19 protein-coding genes and 1 pseudogene are annotated in these 23,929 nt (G+C 72.4%); 10 read left to right on the forward strand and 10 right to left on the reverse strand.

The window, feature by feature from the left end:
• Window positions 1-153: 153 nt before the first annotated feature.
• From AC069T_RS16175 to AC069T_RS16185, 3 genes and pseudogenes are all read right to left on the reverse strand, one after another.
• A pseudogene (locus AC069T_RS16175) lies at window positions 154-234 on the reverse strand (ABC transporter ATP-binding protein); the annotation flags it as partial.
• Between the two features lie 175 nt (window positions 235-409).
• The gene (locus AC069T_RS16180) at window positions 410-1,678 is read right to left on the reverse strand and encodes a L,D-transpeptidase (RefSeq protein WP_478783356.1); all 1,269 of its coding nucleotides are present in this window, start codon (window positions 1,676-1,678) and stop codon (window positions 410-412) included.
• 227 nt (window positions 1,679-1,905) lie between these two features.
• On the reverse strand, window positions 1,906-2,247 hold the full coding sequence (locus AC069T_RS16185; protein WP_478783357.1) for a hypothetical protein: 342 nt from the start codon (window positions 2,245-2,247) through the stop codon (window positions 1,906-1,908).
• A gap of 128 nt (window positions 2,248-2,375) precedes the next feature.
• Here AC069T_RS16185 and AC069T_RS16190 point away from each other — a divergent pair, with 128 nt between their 5' ends.
• Both AC069T_RS16190 and AC069T_RS16195 read left to right on the forward strand, forming a co-directional pair.
• Window positions 2,376-2,729 (forward strand): LPXTG cell wall anchor domain-containing protein, encoded by a 354-nt coding sequence (locus AC069T_RS16190; RefSeq protein ID WP_478783454.1) that lies wholly within the window; start codon window positions 2,376-2,378, stop codon window positions 2,727-2,729.
• A gap of 61 nt (window positions 2,730-2,790) precedes the next feature.
• Window positions 2,791-3,540, forward strand: a complete 750-nt coding sequence (locus tag AC069T_RS16195; RefSeq protein ID WP_478783358.1) for a DUF2625 family protein — start codon at window positions 2,791-2,793, stop codon at window positions 3,538-3,540.
• Between the two features lie 341 nt (window positions 3,541-3,881).
• On the opposite strand, the gene AC069T_RS16200 is transcribed toward AC069T_RS16195, so the two are convergent.
• On the reverse strand, window positions 3,882-5,669 hold the full coding sequence (locus AC069T_RS16200) for a DEAD/DEAH box helicase (protein ID WP_478783359.1): 1,788 nt from the start codon (window positions 5,667-5,669) through the stop codon (window positions 3,882-3,884).
• Between the two features lie 501 nt (window positions 5,670-6,170).
• Window positions 6,171-6,659 carry a DUF5709 domain-containing protein gene (locus AC069T_RS16205; protein WP_478783360.1) on the reverse strand — a complete coding sequence of 163 codons (489 nt, stop codon included), beginning with the start codon at window positions 6,657-6,659 and terminating at the stop codon, window positions 6,171-6,173.
• Between the two features lie 228 nt (window positions 6,660-6,887).
• Here AC069T_RS16205 and AC069T_RS16210 point away from each other — a divergent pair, with 228 nt between their 5' ends.
• Together AC069T_RS16210 and AC069T_RS16215 are read left to right on the forward strand one after the other, a co-directional pair.
• Entirely contained in the window at window positions 6,888-8,099 is a 1,212-nt protein-coding gene (locus AC069T_RS16210) for a PP2C family protein-serine/threonine phosphatase (RefSeq protein WP_478783361.1), read from the forward strand.
• A gap of 181 nt (window positions 8,100-8,280) precedes the next feature.
• Window positions 8,281-8,637, forward strand: a complete 357-nt coding sequence (locus tag AC069T_RS16215) for a hypothetical protein (protein WP_358853381.1) — start codon at window positions 8,281-8,283, stop codon at window positions 8,635-8,637.
• Window positions 8,638-8,750: 113 nt separating this feature from the next.
• Here AC069T_RS16215 and AC069T_RS16220 read toward each other — a convergent pair whose 3' ends face one another.
• Together AC069T_RS16220 and AC069T_RS16225 are read right to left on the reverse strand one after the other, a co-directional pair.
• Window positions 8,751-10,640, reverse strand: a complete 1,890-nt coding sequence (locus AC069T_RS16220; RefSeq protein ID WP_478783362.1) for a discoidin domain-containing protein — start codon at window positions 10,638-10,640, stop codon at window positions 8,751-8,753.
• A 268-nt stretch (window positions 10,641-10,908) separates the two neighbouring features.
• On the reverse strand, window positions 10,909-11,904 hold the full coding sequence (locus tag AC069T_RS16225) for a LacI family DNA-binding transcriptional regulator (protein WP_478783363.1): 996 nt from the start codon (window positions 11,902-11,904) through the stop codon (window positions 10,909-10,911).
• A 530-nt stretch (window positions 11,905-12,434) separates the two neighbouring features.
• Here AC069T_RS16225 and AC069T_RS16230 point away from each other — a divergent pair.
• Both AC069T_RS16230 and AC069T_RS16235 read left to right on the forward strand, forming a co-directional pair.
• Window positions 12,435-13,550, forward strand: coding sequence for a GNAT family N-acetyltransferase (locus AC069T_RS16230; protein ID WP_478783364.1), 1,116 nt, complete (start codon window positions 12,435-12,437; stop codon window positions 13,548-13,550).
• Between the two features lie 195 nt (window positions 13,551-13,745).
• Window positions 13,746-14,972, forward strand: coding sequence for a DegT/DnrJ/EryC1/StrS family aminotransferase (locus AC069T_RS16235; RefSeq protein WP_478783365.1), 1,227 nt, complete (start codon window positions 13,746-13,748; stop codon window positions 14,970-14,972).
• Between the two features lie 34 nt (window positions 14,973-15,006).
• On the opposite strand, the gene AC069T_RS16240 is transcribed toward AC069T_RS16235, so the two are convergent.
• Together AC069T_RS16240 and AC069T_RS16245 are read right to left on the reverse strand one after the other, a co-directional pair.
• Window positions 15,007-15,168 (reverse strand): hypothetical protein, encoded by a 162-nt coding sequence (locus AC069T_RS16240; protein ID WP_478783366.1) that lies wholly within the window; start codon window positions 15,166-15,168, stop codon window positions 15,007-15,009.
• Between the two features lie 323 nt (window positions 15,169-15,491).
• On the reverse strand, window positions 15,492-16,670 hold the full coding sequence (locus AC069T_RS16245) for an ROK family protein (protein ID WP_478783367.1): 1,179 nt from the start codon (window positions 16,668-16,670) through the stop codon (window positions 15,492-15,494).
• Between the two features lie 184 nt (window positions 16,671-16,854).
• Here AC069T_RS16245 and AC069T_RS16250 point away from each other — a divergent pair, with 184 nt between their 5' ends.
• The gene (locus AC069T_RS16250) at window positions 16,855-18,975 is read left to right on the forward strand and encodes an alpha-galactosidase (protein WP_478783368.1); all 2,121 of its coding nucleotides are present in this window, start codon (window positions 16,855-16,857) and stop codon (window positions 18,973-18,975) included.
• Between the two features lie 19 nt (window positions 18,976-18,994).
• Here the strand turns inward: AC069T_RS16250 and AC069T_RS16255 are convergent, their stop codons facing one another.
• The gene (locus AC069T_RS16255) at window positions 18,995-19,570 is read right to left on the reverse strand and encodes a hypothetical protein (protein WP_478783369.1); all 576 of its coding nucleotides are present in this window, start codon (window positions 19,568-19,570) and stop codon (window positions 18,995-18,997) included.
• Between the two features lie 470 nt (window positions 19,571-20,040).
• Between AC069T_RS16255 and AC069T_RS16260 the strand changes: the two genes are divergently transcribed.
• From AC069T_RS16260 to AC069T_RS16270, 3 genes are all read left to right on the forward strand, one after another.
• Window positions 20,041-21,207 (forward strand): glycoside hydrolase family 64 protein, encoded by a 1,167-nt coding sequence (locus AC069T_RS16260; protein WP_478783455.1) that lies wholly within the window; start codon window positions 20,041-20,043, stop codon window positions 21,205-21,207.
• A 170-nt stretch (window positions 21,208-21,377) separates the two neighbouring features.
• A complete protein-coding gene (locus tag AC069T_RS16265) occupies window positions 21,378-22,481 on the forward strand; it encodes a substrate-binding domain-containing protein (RefSeq protein WP_478783370.1) in 1,104 nt (367 codons plus the stop codon).
• A gap of 92 nt (window positions 22,482-22,573) precedes the next feature.
• The gene (locus AC069T_RS16270) at window positions 22,574-23,905 is read left to right on the forward strand and encodes an ABC transporter substrate-binding protein (RefSeq protein ID WP_478783371.1); all 1,332 of its coding nucleotides are present in this window, start codon (window positions 22,574-22,576) and stop codon (window positions 23,903-23,905) included.
• The last annotated feature ends 24 nt before the right edge of the window (window positions 23,906-23,929 follow it).

The raw sequence follows: 23,929 nt of genomic DNA on the forward strand, positions 1-23,929 counted from the left end.
GCACGTGTGCACGTACACCCCCCGGAACATGCAGTATGCCCGGGGGGTGATCAGCTGCTCAATAGTGTGACGAGGGTGAAGAGTTGATGACTTGCTTCCGTTTTTGGCTCAAAACGCCTTGATTATCGGGGTGTTGTGCCGTCGACTGTGCGTTCAGGCGCCCGCGTTCTCCTTGACGGAGATCCGGCCCTTGCGGATCGTCGCGAGCCGCGGCGCCTTCTTCGCGATCGCTGTGCGCCGCCTCGGAACCCTGTGCGCCGTGGGGGCGGGTCCCGGCCCCGGTCAACGGCCCGGCCCCCGGCCGGGCTGGCCGCCTCACGCCCGCGAAGGCGCATCGGCAGGGCGGCGGAACGCGACAGCGGCGGCTCCCCGTCGGGAAGCCGCCGCTGTCAGCGGTACGAAGGGGCGGTCAGGCCGCCGAACCCGCCTGCCAGGCGGCCCAGTCCATGTTCCAGTCGCTCAGACCGTTGTCCGGGGAGATCGTCTTGTCGCCGGTGTTCTTGACGACGACGACGTCACCGATCAGCGAGTTGTCGTAGAACCAGGCCGCGGGCGTGTTCGAGTCGTTCGCGCCCTTGGTGTCCGACAGGCCGACACAGCCGTGACTGGTGTTCACCGAGCCGAAGATGGACTTGGCACCCCAGTAGTTGCCGTGGATGAAGGTGCCGGAGGCGGACAGGCGCATGGCGTGCGGCACGTCCTTGATGTCGTACTCGCCCTTGCCGTCCTCCTTGGTGAAGCCGACCGTCGAGCCGTCCATCCGGGTCTCCTTGAACTTCTCGGAGATCACCAGCTGGCCTTCGTACGTCTTGTTCTCCGGGGCGCCCGCGGAGATCGGGATGGTCTTGACGGTCTTGCCGTCCCGGGTGACCTTCATGGTCTTGGTCTCGGCGTCGACGACCGAGACCTGGTTGCGGCCGATCTTGAAGGTGACCGTCTTCTGCTGCACGCCGTACACGCCGTCCGCGCCCTCGACACCGTCGAGGTTCAGCTTGAGGGTGACGGTCGAGCCGGCCTTCCAGTACTCCTCGGGGCGGAAGTCCAGGCGGTTCGGGCTGAACCAGTGACCGACGACCTCCTGGCCGCTGCTGGAGGCGACGGTGATCCCCTTCTGCACGGCGGCCTTGTCGGTGATCGCCTTGTCGAAGTTGATCGAGACCGGCATGCCGACGCCGACGGTGGCGCCGTCCTCGGGCGAGAAGTTGCCGATGAAGCTGTTGGCCGGGGAGACCGTGGTGAAGGAGGCGTTCTCGTGGGCGGCGCGGCCCGCGGAGTCCTTCGCCTCGGCGGTGATCCGGTACTTCGTGGCGCGCTCGAGCTGGCCGGTGGGGGCCCAGCTCTTCTTGTCCGCGGATATCCGGCCGGCGACGGCGGTGCCGTCGGCGGTCTTCAGCGTGACGTCGGTGAGCGTGCCCTTGCTCACGGTGACCTTGGTGCCGGTGTTGATGGAGGCGTTGTCGGAGCCGTCCTTCGGCGTGATCTTGATCTGGGCCTCGGACGTCTTCTTGGCGGCTGCCTCGTCGACCTTGGCCTGCGAGGTGCTGTCACCGCCGTCCGACGCGCCGGACGTGTCGTCGCCCCCGCTGCACGCAGAGAGCACCAGCACCCCGCCGAGCAGTGCGGACGCGGCCATCAGACCCTTGCGCCGCTTACTGTCCGTCATCACACGCTTCTCCATCGTTGCCGAAAACCCGAAAACCCCGAGGGCCCCGTCGAACTGTCAACGCTACGACCGGTACGTCCCGTTCCACATCCCTCGGATGTGTGGGGCACACCACGTCGGATCGACCGGTCCCACTGCGGGACCGGGACCGGGCGTGGTGCGGAAGTGGTCAGTGCGCCTGGTGAGACGAGGAAACCCCGGACGGCGGTTGCCACCCGGGGTCACGATTTCCCCAAGCCGCGTCAGCCGAGTCCGTTCTCCTCGTCCTCCGCCGCATCATCCTCGTCCAGGTCCCAATCCGGCGAATCGGGGTCGTAGTCGATGTGCTCGCTGCTCCAGGACGCCTGGGCGAGTTCGATCCCGGGCACCTCGCTGACCAGGTCGAACGGATCCACGATGTATGCGAGGGCCTCGGCAGTGTCCTGCGTCACCGCGCTCTCGGCGTGCGCGCGCTCGTCGGCGGGCAGGTCGGGATCACCGGCGATCCGCTGCAGCGCGGCCTTGGTGACGGCGTCGGAGTCGTCGACCTCCAGCACCAGTTCGACCCGAAGCCGTACAAACCGTGATGTCTCAGGAGTACTCATGGGAGGGAGCGTACGACCCGCGCGATGCGCGACTTTCCCACGACCCGCGCCTTTCATTAGCATCGCCCCACACGGCCAATTCGCCAGCGCCACAAGGGGATCGATATTCCGTGTCCGCACGTCGCTCGTTGCTGACCGCCACCGCCGCCGGGACCCTCCTGGGGGCCCTGTGGTTCGTTCCGTCCGCCAACGCCACCCAGGACGAACCGGCGCAGCGCTCGGTGTCCATGACACGGACCTCGTCGAGTGCGGAGAACTCGTCGGCCTGGTCGGACTCGCCGGAGTCTTCGGGTGCGGCCCTTTCCTCGACGTCCGCGGAGGTGACGCGGACCTCCGCGGTGTCGGCGGACGCCGGCACCCGGCTCGCCGACACCGGCGGCATCGACACCACCCCCTACGTCATCGGCGGCACGCTCTTCCTCGGCCTCGGCGCCGGGTTCGTGGCGTACTCGGTGCGGCGGGAGCGTGCGACGGCCTACTGAGCAGCGCACGACGGCCCGTTGAGCACGGCGGCCGCGGCCCGCGAGACCCCCGGGTGGACCCATGCGAGACCTGATCGAGCTGACCGACGTCGAGGAGCCCGCCTGGCCCCTCGTCTCCGCGGACCTGGATGTGAGCGCGGTGCACGTCGACGTGCTCCCCGTGGACCCGGAGGGGGCGCGCGCGTCCCTGCTCCAGATGCAGATCACCGCCAGGTCCCGGCTCGGGGCGCTGGTCCTCAACTGCGGTGGGCTGGTGCTGGACAGCGGCTGGCTGCGCGTCTACGGCAGCCCTGGACCCGGCCCGCTCACCGGGCCGCCCGGACTGCGCGGGGTGCCGTCACTGGCCGACGTCAACGGCTTCCCCGAGCGTTTCGATCCCCGGTGGCGGCCGCGCGACGGCGGGCTCGTCGTCGGCCATGACGTCCTGGGCGGTGTCTTCGTCCTCAACGGGGCCGAGCCCCGGGCGTCGGGCCGGCCCGGCGACCCCGGGGAGATGGTGTACTTCGCGCCGGACTCGCTGCGCTGGGAGGCCCTCGAAGCCGGGTACGGCCCGTGGCTGGCGTGGCTGCTGACCGGCGGCATGGAGCAGTTCTACGAGACCCTGCGCTGGTCCGGCTGGCGTGCCGAGTCGGGCGCGCTGAACGGGACGCAGGCGCTCTCGTTCACGCCGTTCCTGTGGTCGGCCGAGGCCCGGCGGGACCTGGCCGCGACCAGGCGCCGCGCGGTCCCCCTCGCCGAACTCCTCGGCGTGCAGCGGCACTTCTGCCAGGAACTCGACTCCGTCGACCCCGGTTTCCTGGGTGACGTCTAGGGCCTGTCTGTGGCGACGCGGGGCCGGACCCGGTCCGGCGACCGGGCGGCGCCCCGGGCGCCCACGGCCGCGTACGGCCGAAATCCGGTGCGGCCGGAATCCGCTGCGGCCGGTCTCCGCGGCCCCGCGAGGACCGGCCGGACAGGGACGTTGACCTAGGGCCTGTCGTTTGGATCACGCCGGCGTCGCGGGGTCTGGCACGCACATCTGCGGCGTTGTCGTCGGTCGCCGACGCTCCGCGTCGACTCCCTCCTCCGCCTTGCAGCTGCACGCGCCAGACCCCGCTCGGGTCGGTCAGGACGAACCGTCGGTCACAGCCAGCCTGATCCAAACGACAGGCCCTAGGCGGCGCTGCGTCCGCCGCCGCCCTGGCCGCCGCGCTGCGGGGCACGGCCGCGGCCACGCCCTCCCGAGGCCGAACCCGAACCCGAACGCGTGCCGCCCGCGCCCGCTCCGGACCCGGCGGCGCCACGGCCACCGGCCCCCGAGCCGCCGCGGCCCCCGGTGCCCGTGCCGGTGCGGCCCCCGGCAGCGGATCCGGTGCGGCCCGCGGTGCCGGCCGCGGTACGACCTCCGGTGCCGTTCGTACGTCCTCCGGTACCGGTGCCGTTCGTACGGCCACCGGCGCCCGTGCCGGAGCTTCGGCCGCCGGTACCCGCGCCGGTGCCGCTCGTGCGCTTCGCGGCGCCGGTGCGACGGCCCGTGCCGGTGCCGGCCGCGGACCGCGGCCTCGACCCGGGGCGCTGCTTCGGCTGCTCGACGGGCTGGGGCACCTCGATGACGACCGGGACGCCGGAGGGCTCGCGCGCTCCGGTGAGCCGGGCGAGCTCCTCGTCGCTGGAGGAGACGCGTGCCGTGCGCGGGCTGATACCGGCGTCGGCCATCAGCCGCGTCATCTCCCGCTTCTGCTCGGGCAGTACGAGGGTCACGACGCTGCCGGACTCCCCCGCGCGGGCGGTGCGCCCACCGCGGTGCAGGTAGTCCTTGTGGTCGGACGGCGGGTCGACGTTCACCACGAGGTCCAGGTCGTCGACGTGGATGCCGCGGGCCGCCACGTTGGTCGCGACGAGGGCGGTGACGTCACCGTTCTTGAACTGGTCCAGCGTGCGGTTGCGCTGCGGCTGGCTGCGTCCCCCGTGCAGGGCGGAGGCGCGGACGCCGTTGGCCAGCAGACGCTTGGTGAAGCGGTCGGCGCCGCGCTTGGTGTCCACGAAGAGGATCACCCGGCCCTCGCGGGCCGCGATCCGCATCGCCACGGCCTTCTTGTCGGTCTCGTCGGCGACGTGCAGCACGTGGTGCTCCATCGTCGTCACCGCGCCCGCCGACGGGTCGACGGAGTGCACCACCGGGTCGGTGAGGAACATCCGGACGAGGCGGTCGATGTTCTTGTCCAGCGTCGCCGAGAACAGCATCCGCTGCCCGTCCGGCTCGACCTGCTTGAGCAGCGCCGTGACCTGCGGCATGAAGCCCATGTCGGCCATCTGGTCGGCCTCGTCGAGGACGGTGATCGAGACGCGGTCGAGCGCGCAGTCACCCCGCTCGATGAGGTCCTTGAGGCGGCCGGGGGTGGCGACCAGCACCTCGGCGCCGCGGCGCAGCGATCCGGCCTGCCGGCCGATGGACATGCCGCCCACGGCGACGGTCAGCCGCAGGTTGACGGCGGTGGCGTACGGGGTGAGCGCGTCGGAGACCTGCTGGGCGAGTTCCCTGGTGGGTACCAGGACCAGCGCGAGCGGGGCCTTCGGCTCGGCACGGCGGCCGGCGGTGCGGGCCAGCAGGGCGAGTCCGAACGCGAGCGTCTTGCCCGAGCCGGTGCGGCCGCGGCCGAGCACGTCACGTCCTGCGAGGGTGTTCGGCAGGGTGGCGCCCTGGATCGGGAACGGCTCGGTCACCCCCTGGGCCGCGAGGGTCTTCGTCAGCGCGGCCGGCATGTCCAGCGCGTCGAAGGACTCGACGGCGGGCAGTGCGGGCGTGACGCTCTCGGGCAGCGAGAATTCCTGCGGCGCCACGGCCTTGCGGACCGGGCCGCCCTTGCCGGCGCCCCTGGTGCCGTTCTTCTGGGGACGCCGGGCGGCGGCGCCGGTGGGCCGGCCGGAAGTGGTACGGGCGGCGCGTTCGGATCGAGTCATGCTGGCTCTGGATTTCCTTCCTGGGCCCCAAAAAGAGCAGGAGTCGGGGCCCGCACCCGAGAGGCGCGGGCCCCGGCTCAAAAGAAGAGCGTCCCCGGCTCGGGAGACGGGGGCGTCCTTCCGCAAAACAAAACGCGCCTGCGGAAGATTCCGATCAGGCGCAGAAAGTAAGGGGATAACCGAATAGCGTATCAACGCGACTTTAGCACAGGCGGGGCCGCCGTCCGCCGGGCAGCGGCCCCACCAGCACCTTCGGTCACCGGGCCGGGCGCCCGGCGCGCGTCGGCGCGCCGGGCAGCCGGGGCGGCCCCTGGGCGAGCGGCCCTAGGTCGTGGCCGCACAGTCTCGTCGTCCGCCCGGAGGGCGGGTTCCGCGGCGTCTGGTGCATGCTCTCGGCGTGCCGGGCGGAGACCCTCGTACTGGACGTACTTGGGGCTTCGCCCGGTGCGGCGAGAGTGCGTGCCAGGCGCCGCGGAACAGGCGGGACTTTGCGGACACGGCCTAGAGGGAGCCGGTCTCGTCGTCCGGGATGAGGTGGACGGCCGCCTCCTCGGCGGAGGCGGCGCCCCCGTCGATGCCCATGTCCTCGGCGAGCATGTCCTTCTCGGCCGCCTCGTGGGCGCCCTCGTCGGGAGCGACCAGGCGGCCGGCGCGGTCCTGCCCGACCTCGTCGTCCACGGGTTCCCCCTCGCCGCCGGGGAGGTCGCCCAGTCCGTCACCGGCATCGGGCTCCGCGAGGGCGGGGTCCGGACGCTCCTCGGACAGCCGCTGGTCCAAACTCTCGCCCTCCCGCTGTTCCCGCGCGGTCGTCCCCTCGTGCTCCACCGCCAGCGGGCGCTCGGGCGGCGACCAGCCCTCCTCGTAGGGGTCGGACTCGCGGTCGTTCAGGGTGTCCTCCGGGTCGAGGATGCCGTCGCTTCCGCGGCCCTCGGCGCCGTCGGGCTGGTAGACCTCGTCGCCCATGACTTCTTCGTTGTCCTGACTGCTCATGGTGTCTGTGTCCTCCGGACGGACGGAAGTGTTGTCCTGCAGCCCGCGTATCCAGGCTGCGGCAGACCACACGTTCCGGCACGCCAGGGACTGGTGGTGAACACGGTGCGTGACGAAGGCCGGGACATCGAGGCGCCGGTGTCCGGCCGTGAGCTTCGCGTGGGGCCCGGTCGCCGGGCGCGCGGCCCGCGCCGGTGTGAGACTGCTGGGCAGGATGCCCGGACCCGGATGTGCAAGAACGCGACGAGGGGAGAACAGGTGGTGACGGCAGAGACCGAGGAAGCGCTGCTGACGGAGTTCCTCGCCGATCCGGGCAACGTGGCGCTGGACCTGTCCACGGCGGTGGCGCGCTGCTCCGAGGCTCTGGGCCTCCAGCACTCCGTCGTCTACCTCGCCGATCTGCAGCAGCGGCAGCTCGTGCCGCTGACGGACGTCGTCCCGACACTCGACATCGACGGCTCCCTCGCCGGCTGGACGTACCGCACGCAGTCCCTGCGCGTCGAGGAGTCCGAGTCCGGCGGGATGACGGCGTGGCTTCCGCTGCTGGACGGCGCCGAACGCCTCGGTGTCCTCGCCGTGCACAGCCCGTCCCTGGACCCCTTGTCGCTGCGGCGCGCCAGGACGCTCGCCACCCTGCTCGCCATGATGGTCACGTCGAAACGGGCGTACAAGGACTCCTTCGTACGGCGGACCCGGACCGAGCCGATGCAGCTGCCCGCCGAGATGCTGCGCGCGTTCCTGCCGCCCCGCACGATCGGTACCACGCACGCGCTGTCGACGGCCGTCCTGGAACCCGCCTACCGGATCGGCGGAGACGCCTTCGACCACGCGCTGACGGAGACGACCCTGCACGTGTCGATCTTCGACGCCATGGGACACGATCTGGCCTCGGGTCTGACCACGGCGGTGTCACTGGCTGCCTGTCGCAACGCCCGCCGGACCGGGTCGGACCTGCCGGAACTCGTGGAGTCCGTCGACGCCGCTCTCGGCGAGTGGCTGCCGGACCAGTTCTGCACCTCGGTCCTGTGCCGGCTCGATCTGGCCGGCGGACTGCTGCGGTGGATCAACTGCGGTCATCCGCCACCGCTGCTCATCCGCGACGAGCGGGTCGTCGACGGTGCGATGGACCGCGACGCGGAGCCGCCGATGGGCCTGCCCTCGCTCCTCTCCCCGATGGCCAGGCACGTGCACGAGATCACCCTCGAACCGGGTGACCGGGTGCTGATGTACACCGACGGGGTCACCGAGGCGCGGACCCGGGAGGGCGGCCTGTTCGGTCTGGAGCGGTTCACCGACTCCGTCATCCGTGCCACGGCAGGCGGTGAACTGGCCCCGGAGACACTGCGGCGTCTCATCCATTCCCTCCTGGAGTCCCAGAGCGAGCGTCTGCAGGACGACGCAACGATCATCCTGTTCGAGTGGCGTCCGCCGCCCCGGTGACCTGGCGCGTCACCCGGTGCGGAACGGGCCTTCCGGGGCCGGCGGAAGAAGCTGGACACGGTCATGCCCGCTTCAGCCACGCCGGCCGGCCCGCTGTCGGACGACGGACCGGGAGCCCGTGACCGAGGACGGAAACCGGAGGTCATGACCGGGGAGCCGATCGCACGTCTAGGCTCACCGCATGGAACAGACGGAGATCATCCTGCGAGCCATCGGCGTCCTCACCGAGACCAACGCGATGGTCCGCAGGATCGCTCAGGACGAGGACGCCGAGGTCGACTCGACCGAGAGCCAGCTCGGCGCGCTCGTGACGGAGGTGTTCCCGAGTGTCGAGGTGCCCGCGGACGCCGGTCCCGCCGAAGCGGGACAGGCCGTCGCGGACGCCTACCTGCCCGCCACCATCTCGCTCGTGGGCGCCTTCGCGTTCCTCTTCTCCGAGCTCGCCGACGTGCACGACTCCGGGCGGACCGACGTCACGTCGGCCGATCTCCTTCAGGAACTGGCGCTGCGGATGTCGCGGGCGGGTGAGCAGAGCTGACGTGCCGTGGGGCCGGGTCCCGGCAGCCCGTCCGGACTCCTCCGGGAGGGCTGCCGCCCGCGGTCAGGTGGACGAGGCCGGTCGCCGGACCGTAGGTGAGGGTACGGCTCCGGTCATCGCTTCTGCTCCACGCGCACCCAGTCGACCTCCGCCCGCACTCCCCCGGCGGCGACCCGGTCGACGCTCGACTGGGGCAGGCCCCAGTAGGGCGTCGTGACCTTGTTCCAGCCCGCCGGATAGGCGCCGCCGAGGGCGAGGTTGAGGATGAGGTACTGGTTGTGGCCGAAGACCCACTGGCCTCGCGTCGACTCCAGCTTGTTGCGGGTGGTCTCCTGGACCAGGCGGTCGTCGACGAAGAAGCGCATGCCCGTCGGCGTCCACTCGACGGCGTAGGTGTGCCACTGGTCGGCCCGGCCCCCGTCGGGATAGGTCTGACGGGCGCCGATGTTGCCGTCGGCCGAATAGCCGGGACCGTGCAGCGCCGTGCTGGTCCAGTCGGCGTAGCCGATGTTCTCCATGATGTCGGTCTCGCCGGACGCCGGCCAGGACACCGACGGGTCGTCGACGTTGCTGCCCAGCAGCCAGAAGGCGGGCCAGAACCCGTCGCCGACCGGCAGCTTCATCCGCGCGCTGACCCGTCCGTACGTGAAGTCGAACCTGGTGCTGGTGTCGACGCGCCCGGAGGTGAAGTCGTAGGTGCCGCCGCCGGCCTGTGTGCAGCCCTTGCAGTACTTGGCCTTCAGCAGGAGGCTCCCGTTCTGCGTGCTGATGGTGTCGGCGGAGTCGACATAGGCCTGGGACTCCCCGTTGACCGGGCCCATCTCCTGGCCTGTCCTGACCACGCGCCACTTGGAGCGGTCGAGGCTCGCCGCCGTGAAGTCGTCGAAGAACGTCGTCTGGTAGGTACCGGACTGTTCGCCGGGCAGCGCCGGGTAGGCGGCCGAGGCGCTGCCTCCCGTGCCCCAGACCTGGAACTCGTAGAGGGAGTAGCCGAACTGGGCCGTGGCGGGCGCCGGGTTGTAGAAGGAGCGCCGTTCCTTGCCGAGCATCCGCACGTAGCGCCCGGTCGCCGGCTGGGACAGCCGGACGGTGTCGTGGCGGCCCACCGCCTCGCCCGGGGACTTCACGTCGGCGCGGCGGGCGGCGACCTCGGCGGCGGACGGCCGGTGGACGGTGCGCCAGGTTCTGTTGTCGTCGGAGACCTGGATCTCGTAGTCGACCGCGTAGGCCGCCTCCCAGTAGAGGTCGACGGTGTCGATGGTGGAGGTGGCTCCGAGGTCGACGGAGATCCAGCGGTCGGCGTTCCAGTCGCTGGACCAGCGGGTGGCGTCGCTCCTGAGGTCCGCGGGCCAGCCGCCGTCGGTGGCGAGGCCGGGTGAGTTGCCCGCGTGCTGGTAGAGGTTCGAGTAGGCGGGGTGGTTCAGCGCGAGGTTGGCCCGGGTGGTCGAGGCGGGGGCCGGTTCGCCGCCGTAGACCTTGAAGGAGTACAGCGAATAGCCGTAGGGCGTGGCGCGTTCGAGGCCGCGCAGGCGCACGTACCGGCCCGTCACCTCCTGCGGGTAGGTGTGCGCGGTGACGGATCCTCCGGTGCCGGCGGTCTCCGTGTAGAAGGGGGTCCAGTCGGTGCCGTTCCTGGACACCTCCAGGACGTAGCGCTTGCCGTAGGCGGCCTCCCAGTCCAGGGCGACGCGGTCGATGCGGAGCGTGGCGCCGAGGTCGACGCGGATCCACGCGTCGTCCGCGAACTGGCTGGACCAGCGCGTCGCGGAGTTGCCGTCGAAGGCCAGCCCGGGCGCGGTGCCGGCGTTCTCGCTGCCGGAGGCGGTGACGGCGGCCGGACTTGCGGCGTACGCCGCGGCGGCCCGGTCGGTGTCCCAGGCCGCCGCGGCGACCGCGCCGGACTGCGGGTCCTGGGCCGCGACGGCCGTGCCCGCCGACAGCAGGCACAGGGCGGACAGGGTGGCGAGGGCGGTCATCAGCGTGCGGGGAGTACGGGATGACATGCGGCTCTCCTTGGGGAGTTGGGGGTGCCGTTCCTTGCGGGGGTGCCGTTCCGTGTGGGGTGCCGTTCCTTGCGGGGGTGCCGTTCCGTGTGGGGTGCCGTTCCTTGCGGGGGCCGATGTGCTGGGTGGAGCACCGGTGCTGGACTTGCGTGTGCGGGGCCAGAGTTGGGCTTGCTTGTGCGGGGCCGAGCTGGACTTGCTGGGCGGGGCCGAGCCTTCACGCCCCCCCCCCCCGGGGGCGGCTCGCGGGGTGCGGTGGGTACGCGGGCTATCGGGCCGGGGCCGAGGCGCGGACGATCACTTCCGTGGGCAGGACGACCGGCGAGGCGGGCGAGCCCGCTCCCGCCAGCCGGGCGAGGAGCAGCCGCGCCGCCGTCTCCCCCATCTCGCGCATCGGCTGGCGGACGGTGGTCAGGGAGGGTTCCGTGTGCCGGGCCACCGGGATGTCGTCGAAGCCGATCACCTCGACGTCGTCCGGTACCCGCAGCCCCGCGTCCCGCAGGGCACCCAGCACGCCGATCGCCGCGAGGTCGTTGTGCGCGAAGACCGCGTCGAACCGTCGTCCCTCGGCGAGCAGTCCCCGTACCCGGGCCCGGCCGTCGGCCTCGGTGAAGTCGCCCTCGACCACCAGGCCGACGTCGATGCCGTGGGCGGCGTGGGCGGCACGGAAGCCGTCGAGCCGGTCTCGTACGCAGCCGAACCGCAGCGGGCCGGTGAGCACGAGCGGACGGCGCCGGCCGCCGGCCAGCAGGTGCCGTGCGGCCGCCGCTCCGCCCTCGGTGTTGGCGGCCGTCACGGACGGGAACTCGGGGTGGCGGCCGCGGTCGTCGACGAGCACGACGGGCAGCCCGTCCCGGTGCAGCGCCGTCAGCATGTCGAGGGTGTTCTCCGGCTCCACGACGAGCAGTCCGTCGAAGGCGCGGGCGGACACCTGGTGGGTGAACCGGGCGACGGACTCGGCGCCCCGGTTGCAGGTGAACAGCAGCAGGCCGAAGCCGGCCGCCTCCACCGTGTCGACCACCCCCTGCAGGACTTCGCCCATCCAGGGCCACGTCAGCGAGGGAACCAGCATGCCGACGGTCCTGCTGCTGCCGCGTGCGAGACCGACGGCGCCCGAACTGGGCACGTAGCCCATGCGGTCGATGACTCCGCGGACCCTCGCCGCCGTCGACGCGTCGACCTCGCCGCGGGTGTTGAGCACCCGCGAGACGGTCGTCTTGCTCACCCCGGCAGCCTGAGCCACATCGGCGATCGTGACGCGCAAGGCTGCCTCCTGACGCACCGGCAGGGCGACTTCACCGCCCGGAACCGGTACCGGTACCGGTTCCGACGCTGAGCCGCGAGTCAACCTCAGTGTCATGGCGTCGTCAAGAGTTCACACCGGACTCACCCACGACGGGGTCCTGCGGACCTCTTGGTTTCAGATCTTGAACGCTGCCGGCCACCGCCCACGGCGCCGGCGGGGCGGGAACACGGCCAGGGAAGCGCCGTGCCGCCTGCGGCCACGCCCACCGGCCCGGCAGGCACCCTTGACACATGCGTACTGTTTCGCGACGTTTGAGCCCCGCCGAACGGTTCGGATCTCGGTCGTCGACCGCGGGACGAGGGCGCACCGGCGTGGATCGGGGAACACCGAGGACATGACCGACCGGAGAAGGTGGCACGACGCCGCCGGCGCGTGGTGGGGGGAGCGGTCGTCCATGCGGTCCATGAGCAGTGGCACACCTGCCGTGCCGGCCCGTGCGGTGGGCGGGGCATCCGTCGCGGAGCCCGTGGAAGGGCGGTTGATCTGAGGTGGGCATCACGGTCCACAGGCTCGACGGGCTGAGCGCCTCGCTCGGCCGGGCCTGGCATCAGGCGATGGACGAGTCGCCCGAGTACGCCAACCCCTTCCTGTCACCGGAGTTCGCGACGGGCGTCGCCCGGTACCGGGGCGGGGCCCTGGTGGCGGTCCTGCACGAGGACGGGGAACCGGTCGGCTTCCTCCCGTACGAACGCAACTCCTTCGGCGTCGGCCGGGCCATCGGTCTGGGCCTCTCCGACTGCCAGGCCCTGGTGCACCGCCCCGGGGTCACCTGGGACACCCGGCAACTGCTGCGGGCGTGCGGCCTCTCCGTCTTCGAGTTCGACCATCTCGTCGAGGAGCAGAAGCCGTTCGGCAGGCACGTGACGGGAAGGTTCGCCTCCCCGGTGATCGACCTGGACCACGGCGGCGACAGCTACGCGCAGTGGCTGCGCGGTGCCTACCCCAAGCTGGCCAAGACGACGCTGAAGAAGGAACGCCGGCTGGGGCGCGACCTGGGCGAGCTGAGGTTCGTCTACGACGAGCGCGACCCGGGGGCGCTGCGCACGCTCATGGAATGGAAGTCCGCCCAGTACCGCAGGACGGGACGGATGGACCGCTTCGCGCGGCCGTGGATCGTCGCTCTGGTGAACCATCTCTTCCGGGTCCGCGAGGAGCACTTCACCGGCGTGCTGTCCGTGGTGTACGCCGGGGACCGGCCGGTGGCCGCGCACTTCGGGCCGACGTCGCGCTCGGTTTTCGCGGCCTGGTTCACCGCGTACGACCCGGAGCTGCGCTACTACTCGCCCGGGCTGATCATGCACCTCAGGATGGCCGAGGCCGCGGGGCGTGACGGCGTGCGGCTCATGGACATGGGGCGCGGCGACAAGGAGTACAAGGACTGGCTGAAGACCCGCGAGCTGCGCGTGGGCGAGGGGTTCGCGACCCGCCCGCATCCGGTGGCGGCGGCGCACCGGCTGTGGCGCCGGCCGGTGCGCGGCCTGCGGAACACGGTCCTGGCCCATCCCACGCTGCGGGACCCCGCCGACCGGCTGCTGAAGACGGTCGGCACTCTGCGGGCGTCGGGGCGGCCGGACTCCGCCAGGGCGGGCACCCGGGCCCGCTGACGCGTTCCGCCGCTCCCGTTCCGGGGACGGTGACGTGTCGCCGGCCCCCGCTCCGCCGGTCGTGCGGTGCCGACGACGGGGGCCGTCGCAGGCCGAGGCCCGGGCGCCCCACCGGCGACGTCCGCGAGCACGCGCGACTCCCGGCCGGTGACGTCCGGGAGGGCGCTCCGAGTCCCTTCGACGAAAGAGGTGACGATGCCGTACGGATCGCGGCTCGCCGCGGTGATGGCACGGCGGCTCGGGCGCGAATGCGTCTACACGCCGTCGGCGCGGCTGGCCCTCTACCTCGCGCTGCGGCACTGGTGCCGGCCGGGCGCCCGCATCCTGATGTCCCCGGTGACCGACGACGTGATCCTCTTCGTGGTCCTCGCGGCCGGACTGCGCCCGGTGCAGGCGCCGGTGTCCGTGTGGGACGGCAACATCGATCCGGCCGCCGTCCCGGAGTCGGCCTGGCGGAACGTGGACGCCGTCCTGACCTCGAATCTGTACGGCGTGCCGGACCGGGTGGTGGAACTGCGGCGCCGCTGCGTGGAGTTGGGCATCCCGCTGTTCGAGGACGCGGCGCACGCGATCGGCACGCACGTGGACGGACGGCCGGTCGGCACGTTCGGGACGGCGGCGGCCTTCAGCCTGTCCAAGCACGTGGCGGGAATGGCCGGTGGCTTCCTCGCCGTCGACGACGCGCGCACGCGCCGGGAGGTGGAACGGCTGCGCGACGAACTCCTGGTGGCGCGCCGCCTCAGCGGGGACCTGGCCACGGCCCTGCGGCCGCTGGCGCGTTCGTCCGTGCGCGGCCTCAACCTGGTGCGTCCCGTGTGGCGCACGATGGAGCGCCTCGGGATGCTCGAACGCGACGCGTTCCGCATGGCGTTGGAGGGACCGCGCCTTGCCGACTGTGCCCGCCGGGCACCGAGCCTGGAGGCCTACGAACCCTGGGTCCGCGTCGATCTGCACGGCTTCAGGTCCCGTCACGGGGCCCTGGTGAGGGGGCAGTTGGCGCTGCGCATGGCCCGGCTGGACGCCGACCTCGACCGGCGCCGGATCGGTGTCTCGCTGCTGTCCGGGACCAGCTGGGCCGCACCGGCGCTCCGCGCCCGGCCCGCGGACGGTGTCCCTCTCCCCCTCTTCCGGGTCCCGCTCCTGGTCGAGGACCGCGACGCCCTGCTGCACCGCCTGGTCGGACACGGGCTGGTCTGCGGATACGTCTACGATCCCCCGCTCGACGACTACGCGGGCGCGGAGTTCGTCGAACCGTCACCCGACCCCTCGGCCGCCCGCTGGTTCGCCTCCCACACGCTTCCGGCCGATCCCCTGTCGGCCCGGAAGGTGATCAACGCGCTGACGAAGGAACAGGCGGCCGCCGCCCGTCCCGCGCTCCCCGCGCCCCTCCCGGACAGCGCACCGCCGCCCCCGGTCAGGTGAGCCGGGCCGGCGACCCGCGATCCGGCCGGTCCGGTCAGTGGTGTGCTCCCGGCCCGGCCGTGCCGCGTCGGCGCAGGGCGAGGGTGCGGGCGAGGTCGCGGGTCGCCGGACACAGGCCGGTGACGTCGGAGACGGTCCCGGCCTCGTCGACCGGCACGCCCTTGCTGCTGGAGGTCCCGCTGTCGACCGCGGGCACAGTCGTGCGGCCGGAGCGCAGGCGATCGCGTCGGTGTCCGTGCGGACGGACACCGGCCCGGGGACGGTCCGCCTGTGCTGCGGTCGCAGGCCGGGGCTCGTGAGGCCGCCCCTCCCCCGCCGTACGCGGCCAGGACGGGGCCGCCAGGGCGGCGGCACCGCGCCCGAACAGCCCGCAGGCGACATGGCGCCGGCAGGCCACGCGCCGCCAGGGGCAGGCGGCCCTGCTGCATCATCGCCACCCTCGTTCTGGTCGGGACGTGTCCGTACTCGGCACGTGTCCGCACCGGCGGTGGGCGGCCGGGCGGTCGGCCGCCGGTCCTGTCAGTTCGGGTCCGAGGTGATGAAGGACTGGATCGCGGTGGCCGCGGCTCCGCGTGCCCACTCCTCGAAGGGCAGGGGGCGCGTCCGCACGTCGCACCGTGCGGCCGAGCCGAAGGCGGCCGCGGCGAAGGCGTCGCGGATCTGCTCGGCGAAGAGGTCGTAGGCGGCCAGGCCCTCGCCGGAGATGATCACGCGTTCGGGGCCCAGCAGGTTGGCGACCGTGGCGATGCCCCGGCCGATCGCCTCGCCCGCCCGCGCGTACACCGCGCGGGCGCCGGGGTGACCGTCGTGGGCCAGGTGCAGGGCCTCGGCGGCGTCGGCGACGTGCACGCCGGTCACCTCCCTGATCCTGTCGACGATCGCCGAGTCGGAGGCGATGGCCTCCACGCAGCCGCGGTTGCCGCAGTGGCAGAGGGGCCCGGCCGGGTCGACGGCGACGTGCCCGATCTCACCGGCGACGCCGTGCGCACCCGACACGACCTGCCCGTGCACCACGAGACCGCAGCCGATGCCCGCGCCGACGGTCACCAGGGCGAAGCCGGACAGGCCCACCCCGGCGCCGAACCACTGCTCGGCGACCGTCAGTGCCCGGACGTCGTTGTCGACGGTGACCGGCAGGCCGGTGGTCATGGCCGCAAGTCCGGCGAGCGGGACGTCACGCCACTTCAGGAACGGCGAGTAACGCACCACCCCGTCCGCGCGGTCCACGTCGCCGGCCACCGCGATGCCGAGCCCCTGGACCCGGACCCCGAAGCCGTCGGCCTCGGTCAGCAGTTCCTGGACGAGGGCCGCGGTCGAGGACAGCACCGCCTGCGGGTCGTGGGAGGTGAGCGGCACGTGCCGGGCGACCCTGATGCGGCAGCACAGGTCCGTGAGCACGGCGATGAGTTCGTCGCCCGTCATCTTGACGCCGATGAACAACGCCCTTCCCCCGTCCACCCGCACCGGGTTCGCCGGGCGCCCGAGGGACACCTGCCGGGCGTCCTCGGCGGCGTCCTCCCGCAGGTAACCGGCCTCGATGAGGGGCCGCACCGCCTTGGTGACCGCCGCGGCCGACAGCCGGGTCCGGCCGGCGATGTCCGCGCGGGTGAGCGGACCGCGGGACAGCACGGTGGTGAAGATCTGGGCGGCGGCCGGCGTGCGGGCCGGGAACGCCTCGGTCCGATCGGGGGAGCGCATGACCGGAACCTAGGTGCTTTATTTTCTCTCGTCAATGAAAGAAGCTCAATCATCGTGAGCCTCTCCTTTGAAGTGCCCTCGGCCTGCACATCTCAGATTGCGGCGAGGTATTGACACATGATCGAAGGCCGAGGTTGGCTCTCGGACGTCTCGTCGCGCCACCGGAACGTGAGGAACCCCGCCGATGATCTCCTTCGCCCCGGACACCGGAGTCTGGCTGCTGACCACCCCGCGGACCTCGTACGCGCTGAGAGTGGACGAGGCCGGAGCCCCCTGCCATCTCGCGTGGGGCCCCCGGCTGACCCTGGAGGAGGCCGGGGAACTCGCGGCGGCCCGTGTCCCGGCGGCGAACAGCTTCGAGGGGACTCCGGGCGTGGGCGAGGAGCTTCCCGTCGACGGCGGGACGCGTTACGGACCGCCGTCGCTCCAGGTCAGGTTCGCGGACGGATCCCGCGCCTTCGAGTGGCTGCCGACCGGTCGCCGCAGCGAAGGGGGCGAGCTGGTGCTGTCGTTCCGCGACCGCCACCACCCCCTGCACGTGGCCCTGCACTACCGCGTGAGCGACGACACGGACGTCATCGAACGCCGGACCGTCGTCCGCAACGACGGTGAGGAGCCCGTCACCCTGCTGCGCGCCGACTCCGCCGCGTGGACGCTGCCGGCCCTCGCGGACTACCGCCTCAGTCACGTCACCGGCCAGTGGTCCGCCGAGAGCCAACTGCGCCGCGACCACCTGCCGTACGGCGAGACGGTGCTGACCAGCCGCCGCGGCATCACGAGCCACCACGCGAACCCGTGGGTGATGCTCGACGCGGGCGACGCGACGGAGGAACACGGCCGGGTGTGGAGCGCGGCCCTCGCCTGGAGCGGGAGCTGGCGGATCACCGCCCAGCGCACGCCGGACGGACGGGCCGCCTTCACCGGAGGCGTCGGTCACGACGGCACGAGCGTGCCGCTCGCCCCGGGCGAGGAGTTCACCACCCCGGTGTTCGCGGGGGTGTGCACCGACGGCGGGTTCGGCGCGGCCAGCCGGGCCTGGCACGCGTACGCCCTCGCCCATGTGGTGCCGCACCCAGACGAGGTCGCGCCGGTCCTCTACAACTCGTGGGAGGCGACCGGCTTCGACGTCTCCGCTCCGAAGCAACTCGCCCTGGCGGAGCGGGCGGCGGCCCTCGGCGTCGAGCTGTACGTCGTCGACGACGGCTGGTTCGGGGGCCGCCGCAGCGACCGGGCCGGGCTGGGCGACTGGACGCCCTCGCCGGACCGGTTCCCCGACGGGCTCACCCCGCTGGTCCGCGCGGTGCACGGCCTCGGCATGCGGTTCGGCCTGTGGGTGGAGCCCGAGATGGTGAACCCGGACAGCGACCTGTACCGCCGGCGCCCCGACTGGGTCCTGCACTTCCCGGGCCGTCCCCGCTCCGAGCTGCGCAACCAGCTCGTGCTGAACTTCGCGCGCCGCGACGTCGCGGACTGGGCGTACGACTGGCTGACCCGCCTGGTCGGCGACCACGGCATCGACTTCCTCAAGTGGGACATGAACCGGGTCTTCAGCGAGGCCGGCTGGCCAGGGCGCGAGGACGGCGCCGACCGCCTGTGGCACGAGTACGTGCGCAACCTCTACGACGTCCTCGACCGTCTGCGGGCCGACCATCCGGGGCTGCGCGTCGAATCGTGCAGCGGCGGCGGCGGACGCGTCGATCTCGGCATCCTGTCCCGCACGGACCAGGCGTGGGCGTCGGACAACACCGACGCCGCCGACCGGATGTGGATCCAGCACGGCTACGGCCAGGTCTACCCCGCCCGCACGATGGGCGCCTGGGTGACCGACGTGCCCAACCAGCTCACGGGACGCACGGTCCCCCTGCGCTTCCGCTTCCACGTGGCGATGGCCGGGGCGCTCGGGATCGGCGGTGATCTCACCCACTGGTCCGAGGAGGAACTGCGGGAGGGGGCCGCTCTGGTGGCCGAGTACAAGCGGGTGCGCCATCTCGTGCAGCACGGCAGGCTGGACCGGCTGTCACCGCCGTCGCAGGATCTTCCCTCGGTGGTGCAGTACACGGCCGTCGACGGCGCACAGGCCCTGCTGCTGGCCTGGCGGCGCACCGCCCGCCACGGCAGCCCGGAGCTGCCGGTCCGGCTGCGGGGTCTCACGCCGGCGGGCCGCTACCGCGACACCCGCACCGGCACCGTCCACCACGCCACCGTGCTGAGCGGGTACGGCCTGAGCCTCGACCTGCCGCCGGGCGACTGGTCCAGCACGGCGGTGCACCTGGTGCGGGAACCGGAGGAGGGCCGCGGGCGGTGAGCGCTCCCCGCGGCGCGGGTCAGTAGCGCTGGGCCTTCGCCAGGTACGGGGTCAGCCTCGGCTCGGCGGGCTCCCGGCTGATGACGACCGGCTGGGCCTTCTTCCCCGGGGCGAGGTCCTGCGCTCCCACGTACCTGGTCTCCACGACCTCGTCGTCGGCGTTCCTGAAGTCGACCCGCACCGCGTACGAGGCCTGCCCGCCGCTCTTGTTGGTGATGGCGACGAGTACGGCGAGCAGTCCGCCGGTCTCCGACTTCGGGAGCCCGCTCATCGCGACCTCGGACAGGGCGTTGCCGCGGCCCTGCACCTTCTTGAGTTCCGCCTCCGCCGCGGCGGAGGCGCGGGCCGTGTCGGCCTCGACGGACGCCTCGAACGAGGACGCGGCGGCGGACGCCGAGGAGGCGGCCGCCGACGCGGAGGCCCGGGCGGAGTTGATGGCGGACGCCGCGGACGAGGCCAGCGCGGACGGCGGGGTCCCGGTGAACGAGGACTTGTCGGGCGTGCTCGGCCGTGAACTCACCGAGGCCCCGCCCTCGTCGCCGCCGCTGTCCGTGGCACACGAGACGAGCACGGCACCGCCGAGGAGCGCGGACACCAGAGCGACGGTCCGGCGACCGCGCGCCGTCCCGGCCGCCCGTCGGCCGGTCCTGCGGGGCCGGGTCCGGCGGCGGTCGGCAGCGGCGCTCCGACGTGCTGGGCGCGGTCGGTCCCCGTCTTCTGCGATTCGTGTGATCATGGCCGTTCTTCCTCTTCCCGCCGGTTCGGCGCCCGTCGTACGCACGCGTACGCCCCATGCTCCGCGCGGACTCCGGACGCCGCGAACCGCGCCGGGCCATTGGGGTGGGCACACCGCTCAGGTGTCAACGAGCAGTGGAGCGCCGCACGGCCAACGGGCCCCGCAGCAGGGGTCGTTGTGCATCGCCCCGTGCGCAAGTAGTTGACATGTACGCAACCTGGCGCAACATTGAGAGCGCTCTCACAGCGCATCCGGACGGCTTCCGTCCGTAGGAGATCCACCTCGTGAGGAGGCTGAGAGTGTCCAGACAACTCAGACTGCGATCCCTGATGACGGCCGCGGCCACGATCGCCGCGGCCCTGCTGACGTTCGGGACCCCGTCCCCCGCCGAGGCAGCCGTCCCGGCCACCATCCCGCTCCAGTTCACGAACAACTCCGGGCGCAGCGACCCGGTCTACATCTACGACCTCGGCACCCAGCTGTCGACGGGCCGGCAGGGCTGGGCCGACGAGAGCGGCACCTTCCACCCGTGGCCCGCGGGCGGTAATCCGCCGACTCCCGCGCCCGACGCGTCGATCACGGGACCGGCCAACGGACAGTCGAAGACGATCCGGATCCCGAAGTTCTCCGGGCGGATCTACTTCTCCTACGGCAGGAAGCTCGACTTCCGGCTGACCACCGGCGGTCTCGTGCAGCCGGCCGTGCAGAACCCGAGCGATCCCAACCGCAACATCCTCTTCAACTGGTCCGAGTACACGCTCAACGACAGCGGCCTGTGGATCAACAGCACGCAGGTCGACATGTTCTCGGCGCCGTACGCCGTCGGGGTGCAGCTCGCCGACGGCACCTCGAAGAACACCGGACACCTCAAGCCCGGTGGGTACAACGGGTTCTTCAACGCCCTCAGGGGACAGCCGGGCGGGTGGGCCAACCTGATCCAGACCGCTCCGGACGGCACCGTCCTGCGGGCCCTCGCCCCCGGCCACGGCATCGAGAGCGGCGCGCTGCCGGCCACCGTGATGGACGACTACGTCAACCGCGTGTGGCAGAAGTACAGTTCGTCGACGCTGACGGTGACACCGTTCGCGGACCAGCCGAACACCAGGTACTACGGCCGGGTCTCCGGGAACGTCATGAACTTCACCAACAGCTCGGGCGCCGTCGTCACCAGCTTCCAGAAGCCGGACTCGGACAGCGTCTTCGGCTGTTACAAGCTCCTGGACGCCCCGAACGACCTGGTGCGCGGTCCGATCTCCCGCACCCTGTGCGCGGGGTTCAACCGCTCCACGCTCCTGGTCAATCCGAACCAGCCCGACACCGGCTCCGCGAGCTTCTACCAGGACGGGGTGACCAACCACTACGCCCGGAAGATCCACGCGCAGATGGCCGACGGCAAGGCCTACGCGTTCGCCTTCGACGACGTCGGCAACCACGAGTCGCTGGTGCATGACGGCAACCCGCGGCAGGCGTACCTCACGCTGGATCCCTTCAGCTGAACGCGCACGTCGATCAGGTGCGCGCGGTGCGGCCCTGTCCGGACCGCGCGCCGCACCGGTGCTCCGAAGGAGTGATCCCCTCCGGTCCCGCGGCGGACGCCCGGCCGCTATGCTCGCCTCGAAACGGTCAAACGAACACGAGGCGATCGTGCCGCGAGGGGATCACGGGCATGCGGGAACCGGGCGATGTCAGGCGGCAGCGGATCCTCGCGGTCGTGGAGTCCCGAGGGGCCGTCAAGGTGACCGAGCTGGCCGCCGAGCTGGAGGTCTCGGTGGTCACCGCCCGGCGGGACGTCGAGGAGCTGGCCCGGGCCGGCAGGCTGCGCCGCGGCCACGGGGTTGCCCGCCCGGTCACCGCCGTGCTGGAGCCCGCCGTCGCCCCGTCCGCCGGGCCGGAGCGGCAGGGCGGCCCGGTGGCGCTGGTGGTGCCGGAGCGGCACACCTATCTGTACGAGGCGATGGACGGCGCGCGGGCCGTCCTGGAGGCGGCCGGGACACGCGTCGCCCTGCACATCACCCCGCAGGCGCCCGGCACGGAGCGTCCCATCGTCGAGCGGGCGCTGGCCGACGGCGCCCGGGGGCTGCTCATCGCGCCCCGCTGGCGGACCGCCGCGGCGGAGGACGCCGACGCGGACTGGCTGTCGCGCACGGAGGTGCCCACGGTCGTCATGGAACGGCGGCCCCGCCCCGGCAGCCCGCTGCACGCCCTCGACTCGGTCTGCTCGGACCACTGGTACGGGATGTGGCTCGGCCTGGAGCACCTGACCGCCCTCGGCCACCGGCGGATCGTCCTCGCGGCGCGCGACGACAGCCCCACGGCCCGCGCGCTGCGGGCCGCCTTCGCCGACATCGTCGCCGCGCGGCCCGGGATCGAGGACTCGGTGGTCGTCCTCAGCGCGAAGGACGCCGGGGCGGACTCCGCCGAGGCGGTGCCGCGGTCCCTGGCGGCCCTGCTGCGCGAGCGGGGCGCGACGGGCGCCGTGCTGCACGGGGACGTGGACGCGCTGATGCTGGTGCAGCAGCTGAACGACAGCGGGGTGCGCGTTCCCGAGGACTGCTCGGTCGTGGCCTACGACGACGTGGTGGCGGCCCTGGGCAGCACGCCGCTGACCGCCGTCTCCCCGCCCAAGTCCGAGGTCGGCCGGGTCGCGGCCGCACTTCTGCTGGAGCGTCTCGCACAGCCGGCAGGACCGGCGGCCGGCCGGCCCCGCCGGGTGGAGCTGCTCCCCGAGCTGAAGGTACGGGGATCCACCCGTTCCAGAGTGATCGTTTGACCGCTTGAGCTTCTTCTGATCGGTCTCTTGACCCTCGCTCACTCAGTCGATCAGGATGCCCGTGTCTCGCACCTGAGCCGCAGGAGGCGTCCATGCCTGGCCGACCGAGCCGCCGGTCCCTGCTCACCACGCTCGCCGCCGTTCCCCTCACGGGTGCGGCGAGCGGCTGTTCCCCGGGGGAGAACCGGGGAGCGCGGAGCGGGGGCGGCGCGACCCGCATCACCTTCTGGTCCGCGCTGCGGGGCAGTCAGGAAGTGGTCGACGCGTTCAACCGCACGCACGACCGCGTGCAGGTCGACTTCCAGCAGATCCCGTCGGGCGGGCAGGGCGGTTACGCCAAACTCAGCAACGCCGCCCGGGCGGGCAACGCCCCGGACGTGGCCACCATCGAGTACCCCCAGGTGCCCGGCTTCGCCATCGACGGCGTCGCCCGCGACATCACCTCCCTGGTGAGCGACCGGCTGCGCGGGAAGCTGCTCCCCCAGGCCCTCGGCCTCACCACATTCGAGAACAGGGTCTTCACGGTCCCCCTCGACGTGGAACCGATGGTGATGCACTACCGCACCGACCTGTTCGACCACTACGGGCTCCGCGTCCCGCGCACCTGGGACGAGTTCGAGAGCATCGCGCGCACCGTGCGCCGCACGTCCCGCACCAGGCGGCTCGCCCTGTTCCCCACCGACGGGGCCACCCAGTTCGCCGCGTACGCCTGGCAGGCGGGCGCCAGGTGGTTCGACACCCGCGACGGCGCGTGGAACGTCTCGCTGACGGACGCCCGCACCCGGGAGGTCGCCGCCTACTGGCAGCGTCTCGTCGACGACGACCTGGTGCACGTCAACGCGGTGGAGAGCCGGCGCAGCGACGCCCAGCTCAGCGAGGGGCTGGTCCTGGTGCGGCTCAGTGGCGCCTGGGACGCGGGGGCGCAGATGAACGCCCGTCCGGGCCAGAAGGGCCGGTGGTCCATCGCGCCGATGCCCCAGTGGGACACCGCCCGCCCGGCGGTCGGCACGCACGGCGGCTCCACCTTCGCGGTCACCAAGGACTGCGCGCACCCCGAGGCCGCCATGGAGTTCATCGAGTGGCAGGTCTCCCACCCCGACGCGCTGCGCGCCCGGCTCTCCAGCGGCACCAGCAGCCAGTACCCGGCGGCGCCCCGCCTCGTGGCCGTCGGACGCAAGGCGTTCGACCGCTCCTACTACGGCGGCGAGGACATCTACCGCCTCTTCGCACGGGAAGCGGCGACCATCCGGGACGGCTGGACCTGGGGCCCGCGGATGTCCGCGACCAACCGGGTCATGCAGGACGGCTTCGCCCGCGCCGGCGCCGGCCGGATGTCGCTCACCGACGCGGTGCGGGCGGCCCAGCAGGGGACGATGCCGGACCTGAGGGCGCTGGGTCTGGCCACCACCGAGCACAGCGACTGACCGACGCGGACCGCACCTCACCAG

This window comes from Streptomyces sp. NPDC043867, assembly GCF_056435845.1.

Coding starts and splice junctions, on each gene's coding strand:
- AC069T_RS16180 (WP_478783356.1), bottom strand. CDS start 1,678: ATGGAGAAGCGTGTGATGACGGACAGTAAGCGGCGCAAGGGTCTGATG.
- AC069T_RS16185 (WP_478783357.1), bottom strand. CDS start 2,247: ATGAGTACTCCTGAGACATCACGGTTTGTACGGCTTCGGGTCGAACTG.
- AC069T_RS16195 (WP_478783358.1), top strand. CDS start 2,791: ATGCGAGACCTGATCGAGCTGACCGACGTCGAGGAGCCCGCCTGGCCC.
- AC069T_RS16200 (WP_478783359.1), bottom strand. CDS start 5,669: ATGACTCGATCCGAACGCGCCGCCCGTACCACTTCCGGCCGGCCCACC.
- AC069T_RS16205 (WP_478783360.1), bottom strand. CDS start 6,659: ATGAGCAGTCAGGACAACGAAGAAGTCATGGGCGACGAGGTCTACCAG.
- AC069T_RS16210 (WP_478783361.1), top strand. CDS start 6,888: ATGTGCAAGAACGCGACGAGGGGAGAACAGGTGGTGACGGCAGAGACC.
- AC069T_RS16215 (WP_358853381.1), top strand. CDS start 8,281: ATGGAACAGACGGAGATCATCCTGCGAGCCATCGGCGTCCTCACCGAG.
- AC069T_RS16220 (WP_478783362.1), bottom strand. CDS start 10,640: ATGTCATCCCGTACTCCCCGCACGCTGATGACCGCCCTCGCCACCCTG.
- AC069T_RS16235 (WP_478783365.1), top strand. CDS start 13,746: ATGCCGTACGGATCGCGGCTCGCCGCGGTGATGGCACGGCGGCTCGGG.
- AC069T_RS16245 (WP_478783367.1), bottom strand. CDS start 16,670: ATGCGCTCCCCCGATCGGACCGAGGCGTTCCCGGCCCGCACGCCGGCC.
- AC069T_RS16250 (WP_478783368.1), top strand. CDS start 16,855: ATGATCTCCTTCGCCCCGGACACCGGAGTCTGGCTGCTGACCACCCCG.
- AC069T_RS16260 (WP_478783455.1), top strand. CDS start 20,041: ATGACGGCCGCGGCCACGATCGCCGCGGCCCTGCTGACGTTCGGGACC.
- AC069T_RS16265 (WP_478783370.1), top strand. CDS start 21,378: ATGCGGGAACCGGGCGATGTCAGGCGGCAGCGGATCCTCGCGGTCGTG.
- AC069T_RS16270 (WP_478783371.1), top strand. CDS start 22,574: ATGCCTGGCCGACCGAGCCGCCGGTCCCTGCTCACCACGCTCGCCGCC.